The sequence below is a fragment of the Pseudomonas sp. GW822-FHT04H02 genome (assembly GCF_058800645.1).
The window spans coordinates 61,864-77,940 of sequence record NZ_JBXAMM010000007.1; the positions used below are offsets into that span (position 1 = coordinate 61,864).

A 16,077-nucleotide genomic window follows, 5' to 3' on the forward strand; every position below is an offset into this window, starting at 1 on the left:
AAAGCCCCGTATTACGTGCCCTCTAGCGCATCACCCACGATCCTCAGTGACAGGCGGCACCTTGCACACCCCGATCCGCTTCGCCGCCCACCGCTCGTAAAGGCCAATGGCAACATCCGCCCCAGCCATCGCCGTCAGGCAGCCAAAGGCGCCCGCCGTCCACACCGACAGACCTGCACCAATCAGCAACATCATCGCCGCCATCCCGCAGGCGATGCAGGCACCGGACCGTAGCGCGAGACGCCGAACCAATGCCCAACCTCGCGCCCCTTCCTTGTCTGCCCGCCACATCTCCCCGGAGACACCGCCCACAAGGGCAAGGACGATCACTAGCCAGATAGGCATCTCTGCCAGCGCTTGTTGTTCATTTGTCATACCATTTTCCCGATTCGGCATCTGTGCCATGGAGTGGAACGCTAGTTGCCCGCATACATGGATATCGAAGCGTCATCACATGGAATTGCGGAAATTTCTTTCAGAGGGTGTACATGAGAGCTTTTGATCTAATAAGTATTGTCATCAGCATTACTGGATTACTGATTGCCTTCGTTGGCTTACCCGCATTTGTATTGGCTTGGGTGCAAGCCTCGGGTGAAGCCAAAGAAAAATTCCGAAGGTTCTGGGCATGGGTAGGGCACAAGCTATACAGAGGGTGGGTGTATTTTTCCTGCCTAGTCCTGGTGTCGACAGGAATATGGAAATTGGTGGAGTTCGTCATCAGTAACGACCCAATGACTCGGCTCGATGTTTTTCTCTTGTTGATGAATTTCATGAGCCTTATCGTTTTCTCAGTAGCCTCCCTATCCGTGATTGTTTTCTTCCAGCTAGAGGACAAGAAGAAAAACTTGCCGTAGGCAACTCCGTAAACTCTAAACGCAAAAACCCGGCGCAAGGGCCGGGTTTGGTGTGTGGGTGCCTGCCGCTCTCTGCGGTCGCACCTATCGAAGATGGCTACTTTTTACAGGTGGATTTTACTGGCAGCAACCCTGTTTTAACGCCACCCGGTGAATGTCTAGTGAACGCCTAGGCAATGTCGGCGAATATCTTTATTTCGGCTATCAGCGCCTTTGGCGCTGTCCTGCCTGTCCCACTGATAGTGAGTCAGGCAGGACAGCTACAGGCCCCGAAATACAAAGCTCTGCCCTACTGTCCTACCTCTATCTTTCCTTTCTCGCCTGTAAGAAGAAATTGAAAGGCACGCGTGCGCGCCCACGGCGCGTAATGTGTGCCCGCTGCGCTCATGTGTGCGCATGACGCGCTGAGAGGTTGGACAGTAGGACAGCCCACGAATGACAAGGCCCGCGCTTGTCCTGCTGCGTTAAAACGCAGTCGGACAAGGCGAGCCAGTAGGACAGCAGCAGACGCAGCCAGGGTAAGGCTCAAGCAGCCCTCCCCATGAGCAAGCCGTCGATGTACACGTGAGCCTCATGCAAACGCAGGTAGTACGTCCTGGCACTACAGCCGCAGTGCAGCATCTTCTGCGAAAGCAGGCTGTCGTGATTGCAGTAATGCTCCATCACCACCAGGGCCAGCTCGGGCGGCAGGTGCTTGTTGACGATCAGCTCGATATCGGCCGATTCATCCAGCAGCACCCGGCTGCCCCGGGTGCCCCGTATCAGCTCGCCTTTGCACTCCATCAGCATGGCGATCATGTTGCCGCCGCCTGCGGTGCCGATGGCCAGGGTCGTGGGCATGTGCAGATCCTGAGCCCAGAGTTTGAGCATCTCGTCGATTCGCTTAATCAAAGCAAGGCTCCTCCTCCATCGGCGCCACCTGCAATGCAGATCCGCGCCCCCAGCCGGTCGGCTTCTGATAGGCCCATGGGCGCACGCCGCTCTTAGTCAACGCCGGCATACGCTTCTTGCGCCACCCCAGGCGATGCATGATTGAGCCGACGCGCATCTGCGCTGGCTTGTCCCAATGGCTAGGATCGATCTTCAGAACCTCAGCCAGGATCTGACTGCCAGTGGTGGTCTCCCCCAGATGCGACTCCTCCAACCACTTCAGAATCGGCACCTCCCATTCATCCACCACAAAGCGCTCTTCCTGCGCCTCGGCGAACAACGGCGCTTCATCACGGATCACCCACCAGATATCACCCGCCTGATAGCAGAACATCGCCTCAGCCCAGAGCTGGTCGCGGATCTGCCGCAGTTGCTCTAGGTCGACCTTGGTGCAGGCCACAGGCCAATAACGCCGGTTGCCGGTGGCGTCCTTGAGGTATTCATCCTGGTTGGTGGTGCCCACGAAAACACACTGGCGTGGCACATCCATGGTTCTGCGGCCGTAGCTCTCGCGGTAGGTGTCCACCGAGGCCGAGAAGAACTGCTTGGCCTTGGTCGACTCGGCTTTGTTGAAGCTGTCCAGTTCCCCCAGTTCGATGATCCACTTGCCCCGGATCGCCTGGAACGCATCCTTGTCGCCCAGAGTAAACGGCGTGTCCATAAACCACGAACCGCCGAGAATGCTCATGGCCGTCGACTTACCGGCGCCCTGAGCACCCTCCAGAATCATCACCGAGTCCGCCTTGCAACCCGGCGCCATCACCCGGCCCACCGCCGAAACCATCCAGCGCTTGCCGACCTTTGAGCTGTAGTCGGTCGGTTCCACGCCCATGATCTCGGTGAGCCAGGAGTCGAGCCGGGGCACGCGGTCCCACTCAAGGCCACGCAGATAATTGCGTACCGGGTGAAACGCCCGATAGTGCGCCACCACGCTCACTGCCTCGATCACGTTGCCGACCTTGACCCGCAGGTTGTACTGCTGCGCGAGCCACTTCATCACCAGCATGTCGTCGATGTCGGCCCAGTCGCCGGTGTCGCCGCCATAGGGCGGTACCCGAAGCTTGACGATCTTGGCGCTGAACGAACAGAAGCCAATCACCCCGGCCCAGCGCTCATCGTTGCTCAGGATCAGCTCAACGTTCTGCATGTGCGCGATCAGCATGCCGCTGTCGCTGCGGGCCAACAGATCCCGCCAGCCGCCCGCGGCGGGTGGCCTGACCACCGCCAGCACCTGTCGACGCACCGCGTCCAAACCTTCGGCGCAGTGCAGATCGTTGAAGTCGGTCCACTTGATCTCCCGCTCGCCGGAAAAGATCGGGGCCACCACCTGGCCGCCGACCACCGTTGCCGCATTTTCAGCACGCTCTCTGCCGGGGTTCCATGGCTCACCGTTGGCCCGCTTGGTCTTCCAGTCATCATCCCGACAAACGATGATCGGGCACCCGGCAAAACGCTCACGCATCGCCTTGCACACCGGCATGAGATTGCCGGCATCAAAGGCGATGGCCACGGTCAGCGAGGTCGCCATATGCACGCTGGCGCCAGTGGCGTAGCCCTCACACACCAGCACCGGCTCGCCGGGCTCAGGGTGCGGACCGATCAGGTGGAAAGCGCCCTCTTTCGACAAGCCATAGGGCCAATAGGACTTGTCGCGCCCGGTGTCTTCCTGCTTTTCGGGATAGATCACCTGCAAGCCGACGATCTGGTCGCGTACGTTGCTCATAGGCACCAGGAACGCCCCCGAGCGCGGTGCATAGCGCACGCCGAAGCCCACCACTTGCTTGCGGTCCAGGTAGGTGCTTTTACCCTTCTCCGGCATACGCTTGAACAACCCGGCGGCACGCTTTGCCGCACGACGCGCTGCATTGGCGGCGACTTCCGCCGCCCGGCGTTTCGCCTCTTCCTGCCGGGCTCGCATCACCTCACGCTCCTCGGCACTCATCCGCCCGGGTTTGACCTTGATCTTCTGCGTCACACCCGAACGCCAGTCGCCAAAGCTGCCGAAGATCAGGGTTTCGCCCTTCTCGGTGTAGTGCTCATGCACCACATACCAACCGTTTTTCTCCTTGCCCTTATCCTGCGCCGTCTTGCAGCGGGTGAGCTTGCCGAACACCAGCGGCTGCGCGGGCTCCAGGCCGTAATCGGCGAATTGCGCCAAAACCTCATCAAGCATGTCGTGCCCTCCGCACTTCATCGATCTCCTGACAGGTCACGCACAAGGTGCATCCGGGCTGCGCCAAGCGGCGCGCTTCGGGAATAGGACCGTCACAGTCTTCGCAGATGAGGAAGGAATGCGCCGCCAGCTCAGGTCTCAGCAACTGACGCGCCGCGAGCGCTTGATCAAGGCGCTCTTGCACCAGATCGTTGGCAAAATCCGCAATGTCAGCCATGGTCCGTCCCCCGAGTGGTCTGGTTGACGTAACTGGCGCGGTTAAACATGCCCAGCAGCCCCTGTATGCCGCGAAACACCTGCAGGCGGATTTCGGCCAACTCGGCATCACTTACCACGCCATCGCCGATGCTCTTGGCCCAGGTGTCGGCCAGGTCGGCAACTTGACGGAAATACACCGCGATGCCCGTGGTTAGCGTCTCCGGCATGTCATTGGTGTAAGCCTCGGCCAACTCCTGCCAGATCGTATCCCCTACCAAGGCATGCACCGCATCGAGAATGCGCCGGTCCTTGGTCAGCTCCAGAATCTCGCCGAATTCTTGAATGTTGATGCTGTGGCTGGGGTGGGTTGGAGACAGCTTGTGCTGCAGCGTGGTCGGGTTGCGGCCGGTGGTGGCGGCGATGGCAGAGGCGCCACCGGGATAGTCCCGGGCAGCATGGTAAAGCGCGAGATCGAGCGGCAAAACTTCCCGCTTGGCCCGCTCAATGCAGTTCAGAGCAATACGGCTCATGGCATTAATCCTAAAAGTTGCCAGTGCCGCGCGGCATGCAGTGGTGATACATTTGCCGCGTGGCTTGTAAGGGCCCAAACGCCGGCTAGGTCCGCAAGACCGACACCGGCACCGTGCCGAGGCGAACAATCCGTTGTTCACCTCTGGCGCAACAGCTGCCCAATCTGTGGTGGAGAAGGCAGCAACCCAAGGCTTCCGAGCCTTGAAAGCGCGGTTGAAGTAGACGTTTTTGCATGTGGTGTGCGCGCCTACCTAAACCGCGACCCGGCGACACTGTGGTGGTGTGTGCCGGGAGGAACTGGGCGGCCTTTGGCCGCCTTTTTTCTAGCTATGCTGCATTTCTATGAGGAGTCGAAGCATTCAACAGCCAAGCAGCTTGGAAGGTATTGCCATTCTGTTTCGCAGCTGTGGCCAACAGCTCAGCGTAATTCGTTTCACCGGTATAATCAGTTCGTGGCAAGCACGCAGCCAAGCGCCATTTGTTTAACGCCTGATAGCTTCTGTTGCAAACCTTGGCGGCGGCCCCGATGCCGCCTACGGCTTCAAAAGCGAACGCAATAGCGTTCGGAAAGTCTGCGGGGTTCAACATGACAATCTCCATTTATCAACCTCAGATTGATATTACATATCAACTGACTATTGTGCAAGCCTTATGACACTCTCAACTCATGGTTGATAAAAACTCACTACGCGCAGCTTTTAGCGAGCGCCTACACGAAGCTCTCAACGATGCCGGAGTACGAAACCGGGGTCGTGGAGTGGACATCCATCGTCAGTTGAAAAGCATGGGGATAAATAAAACCCCACAGGCGATTAGTAAATGGCTGAATGGCGAAGCTATGGCTGAAGCAGACAGCATGGCTGCACTATGTTCATGGCTAAAGGTTCGCCGGGAATGGCTGGAATACGGCGTTTTACCGAAGGACCAGACAGGTGAAAGTAACGTTCGCCACCTGGTCGTCGGAGATGAAAGCAACGCAAGAGAAATCAACCAGCGCTTCGGCAAGGTTCCACTGATTTCCTGGGTACAGGCTGGCGCGTGGTGTGAGGCGACCTCAAACTTCGAAGCCTATGATGCAGACTCTTGGCTCTCGTGTCCTGTCCCGATCAGTAATAATGGATATGCCCTGAAGGTTATCGGTGATGCCATGACGAACTCCGGTCCTGGTCGTAGCTATCCAACGGGGTGCATTATCTTTGTTGATCCGGAGGCGGCAATAAGGACTGGGGATCGTGTGATTGCCAGAGTACCGCGGACGAATGAGGCAACATTTAAAATTTTAGTAGAAGATGCTGGTCGACAGTTTCTACTACCGATCAATCCGCAATATCCAATCATTGATATCACGGAGGATACTCATATTTGTGGCAAAGTAATAGGATCTTTCATCCCCGAGTAAAAATCGACAACTACTCTTTCAAAGCTTGCTAGCACTTGGTTTTAAAAAGCCATCAATATGAAATATTTTAATCGCCGAACCTTTGATCTTGTGATAAAGGGCATTTAGTTTTACTTGTTGAGTCTTAGATGTTCCGACATCAATAATAAGGTAAATCGCTCGCCTGGATTTTTCTGACTTCATATATTCAGGCAATTGCTTTTCAACGCCTTTCGTCAAACTGCTATTTGTGGATTTTTTAACCTCCACCAAGACGCTATTGGCCGCATTCGATCCAAATTTAAAGTCCACTGGACCTCTTCCAGAATTAGACTCTCTAGCGATCATTATATTATTCGCCTCGCAATAGCTATCTGCAACACCATAAAAAGCCAACTGAACTGCAGATTCGTTTTTGGCCTCGTCATTATTATTATAAAACAATGTATTCAACCCGTTATTTTCAACCAGGCTTTTAAATTTCTCACATATTTTTAAAACTAAGGCTTCAACCTCATCAATAGTTGGATGTGCGCTTAGTTCAAGCTTGAGAGGGTTATCTTGAGTAGCATCTTGAGTTTTTCGATACCAGATATACTCTCCGGTCTTATCCTCTTCAAAATCGTATGGCTGAACCTCCTTAGCAGTGTACTGACTTATTAAGTCATCCATCAAGTCAGGATATTTGAATACCAACTCTTTTAATTCAGACTTTTTGATTATAGTAAGTGACCGCCACGAGTTACCAACAAGCTTATTCAGTTTTTCTTTTAAGTCTTCACTGCCAACGCCTATTTCATCACTTCCTGTCCAATCAAATGCAGCTGGCAAGTCTCTCAAAAGTTCTTTTGGCACCAAAAGAATCGGTTCTTTCGTAAAAGGATTTTGTGGCAACCCTGTTTTTTTGTCTAGGGTTCCCGACCATCCAAGAGGAAGAATTAACTTATAAATACTTCTAGAATATGCAAGTATATCCTCCTCGATAATATTGGCCGTCATATCACTTATTCTATCAGGACCAAAATTACCTTCAAACAATCCTACAAGCTCGAATAACTCAGGATCGTTTTTCCCTGCCTCAATAATTGTTTTAGCCGTAACTAAAACACGACGCCTCAGCTCCGGACCGATACCGCTCCCCGCAGTTCCCGATGATGAATAGCCTATACACAACCCTCTAACTTCATGCCAACGCATTTTTTTGTCTGCTGCTCTCCAGAATACATCTTCCTTCTGCGTACTAGCCAACAACAACTTACCGATTTCTAAAAAACGTGCCTGAAGCTTTCCATAGCTATCTTTGAACTCTGGAGTTTCAGCATGCTTTAAAAGATGCGGATCTAAAAATAAACGAGTATCCAAATCCAAAACAGGATCTAAGGCACCAAGCTCATCGATTTTTTTATGGGGGATTTTTAGGTACTTTGATAAAGAAGTTGGCATGCCGATCCTTGAGCAAAATAAATTTAGAATCACAATGCCACTACCCACTTAAGCTACGCAAGCTTAAGGCTGTTTCTCTCGCTCAAGACCCGGCAACTATCGTGGCTATCCTATTGATCCACATACAAATCAACCAGTAGTTGTTGACAAAAATAAACCTACAATTGATATTTGTGCTCACTCTCCCACCACAGAGCGAGACAACACCATGCACACCACAGCATCCCTGCACGTCCATCCAGCCGCCAATCCCTTCCGAGTCTTCGAGATTCGCCGCTTGGCAAAAGAACTCGGATGCGCCTTTGTCCCCTCCAAGGCGAAACCTAAACAACGCGCAGTTCCCACCCCCTTCGATCCGAACGATGGAGGTAACGCGGCATGAGCAAGTTCAGAGTCGACAACCGCACACTTCAGTTGCTCAAGGCCCAGGTCAACCTGAGCGAAACCTTCCACCACACCCTGCGCGATTCACCACAGCGCACGGCGTTGAAGCTTCGGCTGAAGGTTGATCGCAACCCGGCAGACACCACTTTTGTTGTCGAGGTCGGCAGCGAACGCCACACGCTGACGCTGGCCAACGACAAGAAAGCCCACCTGAAGCTGGCTGACTTCATCGAAGAAATCGCCAACGGCCCAATCGATCCTAACGCCGAGCTGGCTCCACCACGGCACGCCGAGCGCGTGTTCGGAGCCTTCAGCGCCCAACAGCGCGAGCAGGTGTTTGGTGTGGTGTGCCTGGGTGGCTTCCTCGATCTGGATCTCGGGTTTGAACTGCCGATTCGTCTGGCCGTGCACCGCACCCGAACGCGCAAGGGCGTCACCGTTATCCTGAGCATCGGCATCAAAAGCCCACGGACCAAGTGCTTCACCGTCTCGGGCAGCGACGTGCAGATGTACCAGGATGTCTGCGAATCCATCCTTCACTTGGCAGCGCTGGCGACTCCCGCCGCGCACGCTGCTTAGGAGGCCACCATGGATCGCAACCTCAAGGAAACGGCCCGCTACTTCGGCATCACACGACCGCAGCTGATCGGCCTGATGCAAGAGAAAGGCTTGCTCAACGCCGAGCGACTGCCGGCCTATCCAATGCGCGACCGTGAGTACCTGGGAACCAAGGAAGGCAAATGGTTCCACCCGGAGCTGGGCCTGCAATACAGCCAGTCAACGCGGGTTCGACAGATCGGCATTCCCTGGCTCGCCGAGCAACTGGGCCTCGCCCTGCCCGCTATCCCGGCAGATCGCCGTGACGTGGCCTAGGGAGTACGCCCGCCAGATCATTGCCTTACGGACCAAAGAGGAGCGCAACGCTGCGCTCCTTGAGGTACCCGAGCATCTGCGCGAGCTGACCAAAGCCCACTGCCTGATCACCTGGAACCACCCGAAACGCCGCCAGCGCATGGAGAGCCAGCAAGCCAATGAGTAACGCCAACCAGACCCCGCTGCGCCTGATGCCAGCACCGGAAACCGCCACCGTCGAACTGCTGTATCGCACCTTCGGCGACGTACTGATCCCGCTGGAAAAGATCCGCGTGCAGTACTTCCGCAACCTCAACGAACAGTCGTTCGCCGCCGAGATCAGCAGTGGCCGCATTCAACTGCCCGTCACCACCCTGGACAGCAGCCGCAAGGCCCCGAAGTACGCACACATCCGCCACGTTGCCGCACTGATCGACATCCGCGCCTACCGGGCAGATGAAGAACACGCCAAGCAACAGGCCGACACCAACGATCACGACCAATAACCCAACGGCTGCCACCACCAGCCAAACCCACCGGAGCACACCACATGGCCCACATACAGATCATTGCCCTGATCGGCCTGATACTCACCGTCGCCCTGCTCTACTGGGCCGGCTACCTGATTGGCCGGAGCAATGGCCGAGAGGCCGGGATCGAGGAAGGCAAAGCCATTGCCGAAGCGGACAACGCGAGAACCCTGCGCGAGCTGACAACCGCCCTCAAGTTCGTGCAAGCCGACAACCAACGGCTTGCGGAACTCCACGAACGCCTGCAGGACAGCCAAACCCTCAAACCAGCACATCGGCAGACCTTACTGGCCATAGCAGATCTGCTGCGCATCGCCGCCGATACCTTCAGCGCCTTCAAAACAGGGAAAAAGCTCGAAAGAGACTCGCGCTCACTGCGCGATCAAGCCCTGGCCATGGCAGCCCTAGTGGAGCCAGCAGCACAGGAGAAAGCCGCATGAGCCAGCAGATCGATGGACCAGCCCCCTATCAAAAACCGGAGGAAAGCGGCATGCCGCACGCTCAGCCCACCGCCCAAGCCATGACCGCTTTGTTCCGTAACGCTGCCAGCGTCGACGCGCAAAAAACAAAGAGCCTCTGGTGCGTAGCAGCAGGCATTACTGTTCTTTGCTGCAGCACCACCGAGGCGCTTACACCCCAGGAAAAGCTGCGCGAGGCAGTCAACCCTGATGCAAAGCTCATCACTCAGGAACGCCCGCCCGCGCAGCCTATTGTGGAGTTTAAGCCCTCCCCTAACAGCGACGAACGAACCGAATACGAGAAAAAGCTACCGATACCAGAAGCACCGCAGCACTGTGCAAACCGCAACACGTACATTCGGACAACCAGGTCGAGCCCATCCCGCAAGCATTACGCAGATAGAGCAAAGTTCACAGCAAAGCTATGGCAAGCACGAAAGAGGCCCATTTTAGATTCTCTGAGACTTAGCCACATGTCTCTGGCGATGAATAATCGGCAGGAAAGATCATGAACACACTCTTTTTACTGATGGCGCAGTATCAAGGACAAGCAGTCATACCAATCGGTCAAGTGTGTACTGACTACATGGGTTTGACGATTGAAAAATTCAAACTGAAGTGCTCGTCGGGCGAGATAGATATACCAATTGTTCGATTGGGGGCAGAATCTCAAAAAGCAGCACTGGGCGTACATTTGGTGGATTTAGCAAACTACATTGATCGTCAAAGAACGAAAGCCAAATCAGATCACGAGAAGCTAATGGGAAGATAACGACTGGCCTCTATAAGCAGGGTATAGACTGAAACGTCTACACCCTGCTCTTACAGAACTAACCGCGAACCGCTAATAATTGCTTCACTTTAACGTGCTCGTCTCTAGCCCAAGCTTCATAGCTATCCACATCATATCGCGCGGACCTCATCAGATTTACAGATGAGCGAAGGACCTCTTCAAAAGCTTCATCATTTGCAAGGTACTGATCCACGTCTACAATCTTCGAAATCGAGTCAATGACGGATAAACGACATTTACTTATTGTGGTATCGGCATCTTCGCTATTTAGATTAACACCACCAGCCAGACCAAAAGCATCAAGCGCCTTCGTCGGCATCTTAGTACACCAAAATCCGAAAGAGATCATATCGCACGTCGATTCCGGATCGAGCAATACGTTGTAGCCGAACAACTTCAGCATCTTCGACTTGTATGCAGGAGTCTCAGCCGTCAAGGCGCTCAAAACCCATTTGCCAATACCTGCACTAACCAAATTACTAAAAGAAGCCGGGCCAACTTTAGATTTATCTATTCGCCGACCAACCAGTACACCTTCGCCGAACACTTTCAGGTCATTACACTTATCATAAACAGCCTGATCAATATCAAAAATATCTTCCAAAACCTTCACAAAACGCTCAAAAGTCTCGGCATGTACCATATCTCGATTTGTGCGGGTAGTAATGAAAAACAACCAATCCTCAGTGCGGTTATCTGCTTGATACCTCAACAACTCAAACAGAGCTTTATAGTAGTTACTTTCATTCTCTTTAGGAGGGGACTCCAAAAAGCTCCCACACAAATCAATATTAATTACATCATACGTAGATGCCTGCTTAATAACTTTCTGATAAGCAATTGAATTCCTATTCGATAAGCGCTCCAACTGATCGCGATATACATCGGATGAGGGATCTATATATTTCAGACCGCGCAGCTCATCCAGAGATATAAGCTGATCCATTGTTGACTCTTTATCCTCAACCGCAATGGCGTTAAGGCCGGTAAACCTAATACTAACTTCCTTATCCGCACAAGCAGTATAAAGTGATCGCACATCAAGCAGGTCTGGCCCAGGAAGGCTTAGGTATTCCAACGACCTTGCCTTAGTTTTAAGATCCAATGCATCAACGAGACTAACTATCACACTATTCCACTGATTGCTTCTAATGTATTGCTTCCTCGGCTTATGCCAAGGTAAAAACTTTGTCTTTAAAGAAACTTTGGCATGAGCAACATCATCATAACCAAGATCTGACTCCAGCTCGTCACCGCGATCCATGCCTATCATTTCTTAATATCCAAGAGAAAGATTTTACCAATAGCACTTATAAGCTTCTCTACTTCCGAAGGACTCAAACTCGATAACAGACCATATGATTCTAGAATATTAGCGACGGCGACAAGTTTTTCCTCATGCAGCCCCATCCTCGCCTTTTCTGTGCTAGTAACCGGTCGAGCCGACGAGAACACAACACTTCGATCGACACTTACCGACCCCGGCTCATCCAAAAGCGAAGGCTGCTCACCTTTTACCGATGAATAAAAACTAACTTTTTTAGTCTCTGTAAAATACTCGACTATGGAGTTTATGTTCGCCTTAATCTCATCAATTTTCGCTTTGTTCTTTACTGTTGCATCATCCTTATTCAGAGCCTTACTTTTGCTCATGAATTGTCTAAGCGCGTTATGCATCCACTTTTTTAAATACTGATAATGCGGATGAGCAATATTAAAAGATTCGCGATCAATATTTAAAGCAGAGTCAAGACCTTTTACCGCAAAAACCTCACCGGTAAGCTGTCGCAACCTAGTCTGCTCCGAGATTTGATACTCCAAAAACGATTTATCGAAAAGAGTTCCATTGGCGCCATTGATACGAATTAGACAGCCATTATGCTCCAGCGGAACAACTTTATGATTCCAGAGCATGTAGTATTCAAATTCAAGCTCGCCACCCCTGTAGCTCTCAGGGACGCTGCTTAGCGAGGGGTTAGCACTACCCACAAACATGAGCTGGCCCTTCTTTCTATCTGCCTCTCCTGCGATAGAAATTGGCCTACGCAACTCTACATCATCAATAATTACAAAAAACGGAAGTTCACTTTCAGTGCGCTTAGCTGAAAAACCCAGTTTAGACTCGATTGTTTCAGACTCCGCCAGCTCAATCTTTGTCGCTGCAGTGCCTCGCCCCCCATTGCTAATCAAATAGACATCAACATTGTCGGACGCTTTAACGTCAAAAGGGTGCTTTTCGATATATTGGACTGGAACCGAAAGACTAATCGACCATATCATTCTCAGATACTCGTCCAAACACTCCTTCAGCTTTACATTACCTCGCTTCGCGTCTACCGTCAGCTGAGTAACTTCCGATACAAGCTTTTTAAACCGATCTAAAGGCCTATCGCCAGGCAACCAAGGTAGTTTTGCCGTAGTAATGAGTTTCTCGGAGTCGGCAGGGTCTACTTCACCAATATGAAAGTCTGGAACCCGAGGTAGCTCTTTTAACTCTTCCTCAAGGTCAAATTCTACTTCCTCAGCCTCGTCTTCCCCCTCACCTGCTTGACGTTCATACTGTATAGCATTCCAAAGTAGTTTAGACTGCAAGCTTTCTCGAACAAAAGGACGAACTTTAAGTAACGTAATTTCAGTGCCGGAATGATCAACATCTTCGGCCGGTACGTATGTAATTTCAGCCTTACCCGTTACATAGGTATCTTCATCGATATCAGCAACAACCTCGGACTGAGGACGTAGAATAATGTCGCAAACCAGGCGCTTATTAGCACCTTTGATCTTCGAAACGATGACAATATGATGGGTAATTTGCGATACAGAAAACAAACCGATGCCTAGTTTACCGATCAATCGCCGCCCGCCGGGGCTTAAATTCTTATCAGCCTCACTAGTTACATCGTGAAACTTACCATCTTTACTACGCTTTAAACTACCGCCGATATTACAGATAATGTGCGCCAAGGTATTTTCATCTAAACCATGACCATTATCTCGAACAACTATTTTTGAAAATCGTGGAGCATCAGTAAAAACCCTGACCTCTGTCGCATCTGCATCATACGAGTTCGCGATTAACTCACGCAGCGCTGAAGCGGGCTCTCGATAGATGCCGTCTGTGATTCTAGCAAAAACACGCTCATTTGTTTTTAGCGTGGCCACCACAGGCTCGTCGTAAAACTTCGTTTTCGACAATTGTTCCCGAAGCTCTAACTCTTCTTCGGAAAAGTTACTTTTTCTACCGAGGTCTTCCATAACCGTCTCGTCCTACAATACTTGTTCCATGATGGATTGTGCTATTCTTTCCGCGACCGGAGGTGGTACAGCATTGGAAACCTGTTTGACTTGTTGACTCATGTTTCCCTCCAGAACATATTTGAAAGGGAAACCTTGTAGCCGCATAGCCTCATAAATACTTAGACGACGCTTACCATTTGGATGCACGTGTATCTCACGATTTCCATAAGCCACGGTTCTACTTGGTTTCTTCCAATCCAATTGAATAAATGAACGTCCGCCGACGGGCATCACACCAGTTTCAAATCGCTTTGATTTCGGCTGGGATGTCCAATGATTCTGGTGATACGGAATCGACTCTGCAACCAACTTGCTAGACAGATAAACGGGATCGGGCAAATCCCTAATGACGTCACCAACGACTTTTTCCTTCAAAGGAGATGGCGCTGGAAATTTAAATTCACTAACACTAGAGCTCTTACACACACCAACTATAAATAGACGCCGGCGAGCTTGAGCCACTTGGTAGTTACTGGCATTCAGTTCTTGCTCATAAATATTAAAGTTTTGCGAAAGCTCTTTACGCAACCCTTCCAAAAAACTTTTATTCTTCTGAGCCCGTATCTCCGGCACGTTCTCAAACACGAAAAACTTCAAGCCAAATTTTTCATAAAACGAATTTACGATAGCTGCATATTTGAGCGCCAATTGATTTCGTGGATCTTCTGCATGACGCCCAACATTGCCGCGAGAAAAGCCCTGACAAGGAGGTCCGCCAATAATTCCGGAAATTTCCGGATTCTCACCACATGCCTCAACGATAGAATCGCATAGCTGCTCTACAGTTGTGGCCAACAAATCAACGACGCGCCCAAGATTGCCAGGATGATTTCTATTGTATGTTTTGATTGCCGCTACGTCATAATCAGCCGCATAGCAAACTTCAAAACCAGCGTTGGTAAATCCTAGATCGAGGCCACCAGCGCCACAAAATAAACTGACAACTTTATGTGAATTAGATGAGGGACCATTGCCTTCAGTCTTCTTTTTTACTATAGCCATATCAGCGACTGAAGCTTCCATTAAAAAACCTACTCAAAAATTACGGATTTATACCACATTCAGCAGAGGCACTCAATTCAACACATTGAGATCTGTGCACTTAAAATCACGACTGAATTATTGCTTTAAGCCAGGCCCAGTCTTTGTAAACGTCACCCCGGCCGCGTAAATGCGTATACCTTCGGAGCGAGTTCCAGTCTCGATGCCCCGACACACTCGACACCCGCGGAATGTCCCAGCCCATCTCAAAGAGCCGACTCACCCCTTCGTGTCGCAAATCATGGAAATGCAGATCTTCAATCCCAAGCATCGGGCACGCTCGCGTAAAGGACGCCGAGACCGACTTGGCGTTATAAGGAAAAATCTCCCTCGCAACTCTGGGCATGCTGTGCAGAATCGCCCTGGCCTCATCAGGTAGATGACACCACACGTCATTGCCAATCTTCTGTCCGGGGTTTTTCATGTCCCGCACCAGGACGGCCTGTCGAGACTCATCGAGATCGTCCCAGCGAATCCGCGTGATTTCTTCCTGCCGACGTGTCGAGAAGATGGCGAAAGCGATCATCTTCGGCATATTGATGTGAGCCTTGCGACGCGCCTGCATTTCGAAGAAATGCGCCATAAGCTTATCCAGCTCTTCCAGCGTCGGCCGACGGTTGCGCTCCTTACTCTTGCTGACCATGCCGAGCTTGCGTAGCACTTTACGAGCGTCAGGCATAGCCAGCGGATCAACCTGATAGCCCCAAGCCGGCCGCGCTACGGATAACACTGCCCCCAAGTGCGACAAGTCGTTACCAACCGTCTGCGCCTGCACGCCACCACCCTCCTGCCCCATCCGCCACTGAGCAAACTCCACCAACTTCTGACTGGTGAGTACCGAATCGTCGAGATCGCCCAGCCAGGTATCCTTGATTGCATTCAAGGTGGCACGCTTTGTCTTCCCTAACGGCCGGATCTTCTCGTACTCATCCAGGTACTGCTCGATCATCCTTCTGATAGTCATCCCTTTCCTACTGGCTCGCTCAATAGCACCTGGCTGGGCTAACTCAGTCTCCCGGCGCTTGATCCATGCCTGAGCGACCTGCTTACGGTCGAAGGTTTGGCTTTCCTGATAAACTGTCTTGCCATCCCGATTGATCCGAATTTGCGCCGTGTAGGCTGTCGAGTTGTCCTTGCGCTTACGTGCTGTGATCGTGCCCATTTCCAGTTGCTACATTGCCGATGTCGATTGCTACATTGTAGCAACCAACCTCG

General features: G+C 51.9%; 20 protein-coding genes. 9 read left to right on the plus strand and 11 right to left on the minus strand.

Going from position 1 to position 16,077, the window contains the following annotated elements; genetic code table 11:
- Positions 1-30: 30 nt before the first annotated feature.
- A complete protein-coding gene (locus tag AC1RMG_RS26910; RefSeq protein WP_047287312.1) occupies positions 31-375 on the minus strand; it encodes a phage holin family protein in 345 nt (114 codons plus the stop codon).
- A gap of 113 nt (positions 376-488) precedes the next feature.
- Between AC1RMG_RS26910 and AC1RMG_RS26915 the strand changes: the two genes are divergently transcribed.
- Entirely contained in the window at positions 489-854 is a 366-nt protein-coding gene (locus AC1RMG_RS26915; protein ID WP_493170673.1) for a hypothetical protein, read from the plus strand.
- Positions 855-1,379: 525 nt separating this feature from the next.
- On the opposite strand, the gene AC1RMG_RS26920 is transcribed toward AC1RMG_RS26915, so the two are convergent.
- From AC1RMG_RS26920 to AC1RMG_RS26940, 5 genes are all read right to left on the minus strand, one after another.
- Positions 1,380-1,745, minus strand: coding sequence for a PA0613 family protein (locus AC1RMG_RS26920; protein WP_161467326.1), 366 nt, complete (start codon positions 1,743-1,745; stop codon positions 1,380-1,382).
- Complete coding sequence (locus tag AC1RMG_RS26925; RefSeq protein WP_493170675.1) at positions 1,738-3,957, minus strand: virulence-associated E family protein; 2,220 nt, start codon at positions 3,955-3,957, stop codon at positions 1,738-1,740. The genes AC1RMG_RS26920 and AC1RMG_RS26925 overlap by 8 nt, the downstream gene beginning before the upstream one ends.
- Complete coding sequence (locus AC1RMG_RS26930; RefSeq protein ID WP_072444104.1) at positions 3,950-4,174, minus strand: TraR/DksA family transcriptional regulator; 225 nt, start codon at positions 4,172-4,174, stop codon at positions 3,950-3,952. The genes AC1RMG_RS26925 and AC1RMG_RS26930 overlap by 8 nt, the downstream gene beginning before the upstream one ends.
- Positions 4,167-4,685 carry a phage regulatory CII family protein gene (locus AC1RMG_RS26935; protein WP_493170677.1) on the minus strand — a complete coding sequence of 173 codons (519 nt, stop codon included), beginning with the start codon at positions 4,683-4,685 and terminating at the stop codon, positions 4,167-4,169. The genes AC1RMG_RS26930 and AC1RMG_RS26935 overlap by 8 nt, the downstream gene beginning before the upstream one ends.
- A 328-nt stretch (positions 4,686-5,013) precedes the next feature.
- Positions 5,014-5,274: a hypothetical protein gene (locus AC1RMG_RS26940; protein ID WP_161467324.1), complete on the minus strand. Its 261-nt coding sequence runs from the start codon at positions 5,272-5,274 to the stop codon at positions 5,014-5,016.
- Positions 5,275-5,353: 79 nt separating this feature from the next.
- Between AC1RMG_RS26940 and AC1RMG_RS26945 the strand changes: the two genes are divergently transcribed.
- Complete coding sequence (locus tag AC1RMG_RS26945; RefSeq protein ID WP_161467323.1) at positions 5,354-6,085, plus strand: LexA family protein; 732 nt, start codon at positions 5,354-5,356, stop codon at positions 6,083-6,085.
- 18 nt (positions 6,086-6,103) lie between these two features.
- On the opposite strand, the gene AC1RMG_RS26950 is transcribed toward AC1RMG_RS26945, so the two are convergent.
- Complete coding sequence (locus tag AC1RMG_RS26950) at positions 6,104-7,507, minus strand: DUF8370 family protein (protein WP_161467322.1); 1,404 nt, start codon at positions 7,505-7,507, stop codon at positions 6,104-6,106.
- 378 nt (positions 7,508-7,885) lie between these two features.
- Here AC1RMG_RS26950 and AC1RMG_RS26955 point away from each other — a divergent pair, with 378 nt between their 5' ends.
- From AC1RMG_RS26955 to AC1RMG_RS26985, 7 genes are read left to right on the plus strand one after another with little or no spacing between them, the layout of a single operon-like run.
- Positions 7,886-8,470: a hypothetical protein gene (locus tag AC1RMG_RS26955; protein WP_093403721.1), complete on the plus strand. Its 585-nt coding sequence runs from the start codon at positions 7,886-7,888 to the stop codon at positions 8,468-8,470.
- Between the two features lie 9 nt (positions 8,471-8,479).
- On the plus strand, positions 8,480-8,764 hold the full coding sequence (locus AC1RMG_RS26960; protein WP_410036631.1) for a DNA-binding protein: 285 nt from the start codon (positions 8,480-8,482) through the stop codon (positions 8,762-8,764).
- A complete protein-coding gene (locus AC1RMG_RS26965; RefSeq protein ID WP_016966897.1) occupies positions 8,751-8,930 on the plus strand; it encodes a hypothetical protein in 180 nt (59 codons plus the stop codon). Before AC1RMG_RS26960 ends, AC1RMG_RS26965 begins: the two co-directional genes overlap by 14 nt.
- The gene (locus tag AC1RMG_RS26970; RefSeq protein ID WP_306394115.1) at positions 8,923-9,249 is read left to right on the plus strand and encodes a pyocin activator PrtN family protein; all 327 of its coding nucleotides are present in this window, start codon (positions 8,923-8,925) and stop codon (positions 9,247-9,249) included. The genes AC1RMG_RS26965 and AC1RMG_RS26970 overlap by 8 nt, the downstream gene beginning before the upstream one ends.
- 44 nt (positions 9,250-9,293) lie before the next feature.
- A complete protein-coding gene (locus AC1RMG_RS26975) occupies positions 9,294-9,713 on the plus strand; it encodes a hypothetical protein (protein ID WP_493170684.1) in 420 nt (139 codons plus the stop codon).
- On the plus strand, positions 9,710-10,243 hold the full coding sequence (locus tag AC1RMG_RS26980) for a hypothetical protein (protein WP_493170687.1): 534 nt from the start codon (positions 9,710-9,712) through the stop codon (positions 10,241-10,243). The genes AC1RMG_RS26975 and AC1RMG_RS26980 overlap by 4 nt, the downstream gene beginning before the upstream one ends.
- The gene (locus AC1RMG_RS26985; protein ID WP_325985732.1) at positions 10,240-10,503 is read left to right on the plus strand and encodes a pyocin activator PrtN family protein; all 264 of its coding nucleotides are present in this window, start codon (positions 10,240-10,242) and stop codon (positions 10,501-10,503) included. Before AC1RMG_RS26980 ends, AC1RMG_RS26985 begins: the two co-directional genes overlap by 4 nt.
- Before the next feature lie 58 nt (positions 10,504-10,561).
- Here AC1RMG_RS26985 and AC1RMG_RS26990 read toward each other — a convergent pair whose 3' ends face one another.
- The 4 genes from AC1RMG_RS26990 to AC1RMG_RS27005 all read right to left on the minus strand — a co-directional run bounded on the left by AC1RMG_RS26990 (position 10,562) and on the right by AC1RMG_RS27005 (position 16,024).
- Positions 10,562-11,788: a PP_RS20740 family protein gene (locus tag AC1RMG_RS26990; RefSeq protein WP_493170689.1), complete on the minus strand. Its 1,227-nt coding sequence runs from the start codon at positions 11,786-11,788 to the stop codon at positions 10,562-10,564.
- 5 nt (positions 11,789-11,793) lie between these two features.
- Positions 11,794-13,779 carry an ATP-binding protein gene (locus AC1RMG_RS26995; protein WP_493170691.1) on the minus strand — a complete coding sequence of 662 codons (1,986 nt, stop codon included), beginning with the start codon at positions 13,777-13,779 and terminating at the stop codon, positions 11,794-11,796.
- Between the two features lie 12 nt (positions 13,780-13,791).
- A complete protein-coding gene (locus AC1RMG_RS27000) occupies positions 13,792-14,844 on the minus strand; it encodes a DNA cytosine methyltransferase (protein ID WP_493170693.1) in 1,053 nt (350 codons plus the stop codon).
- 85 nt (positions 14,845-14,929) lie between these two features.
- A complete protein-coding gene (locus AC1RMG_RS27005) occupies positions 14,930-16,024 on the minus strand; it encodes a site-specific integrase (RefSeq protein WP_493170695.1) in 1,095 nt (364 codons plus the stop codon).
- Positions 16,025-16,077: the final 53 nt, after the last annotated feature.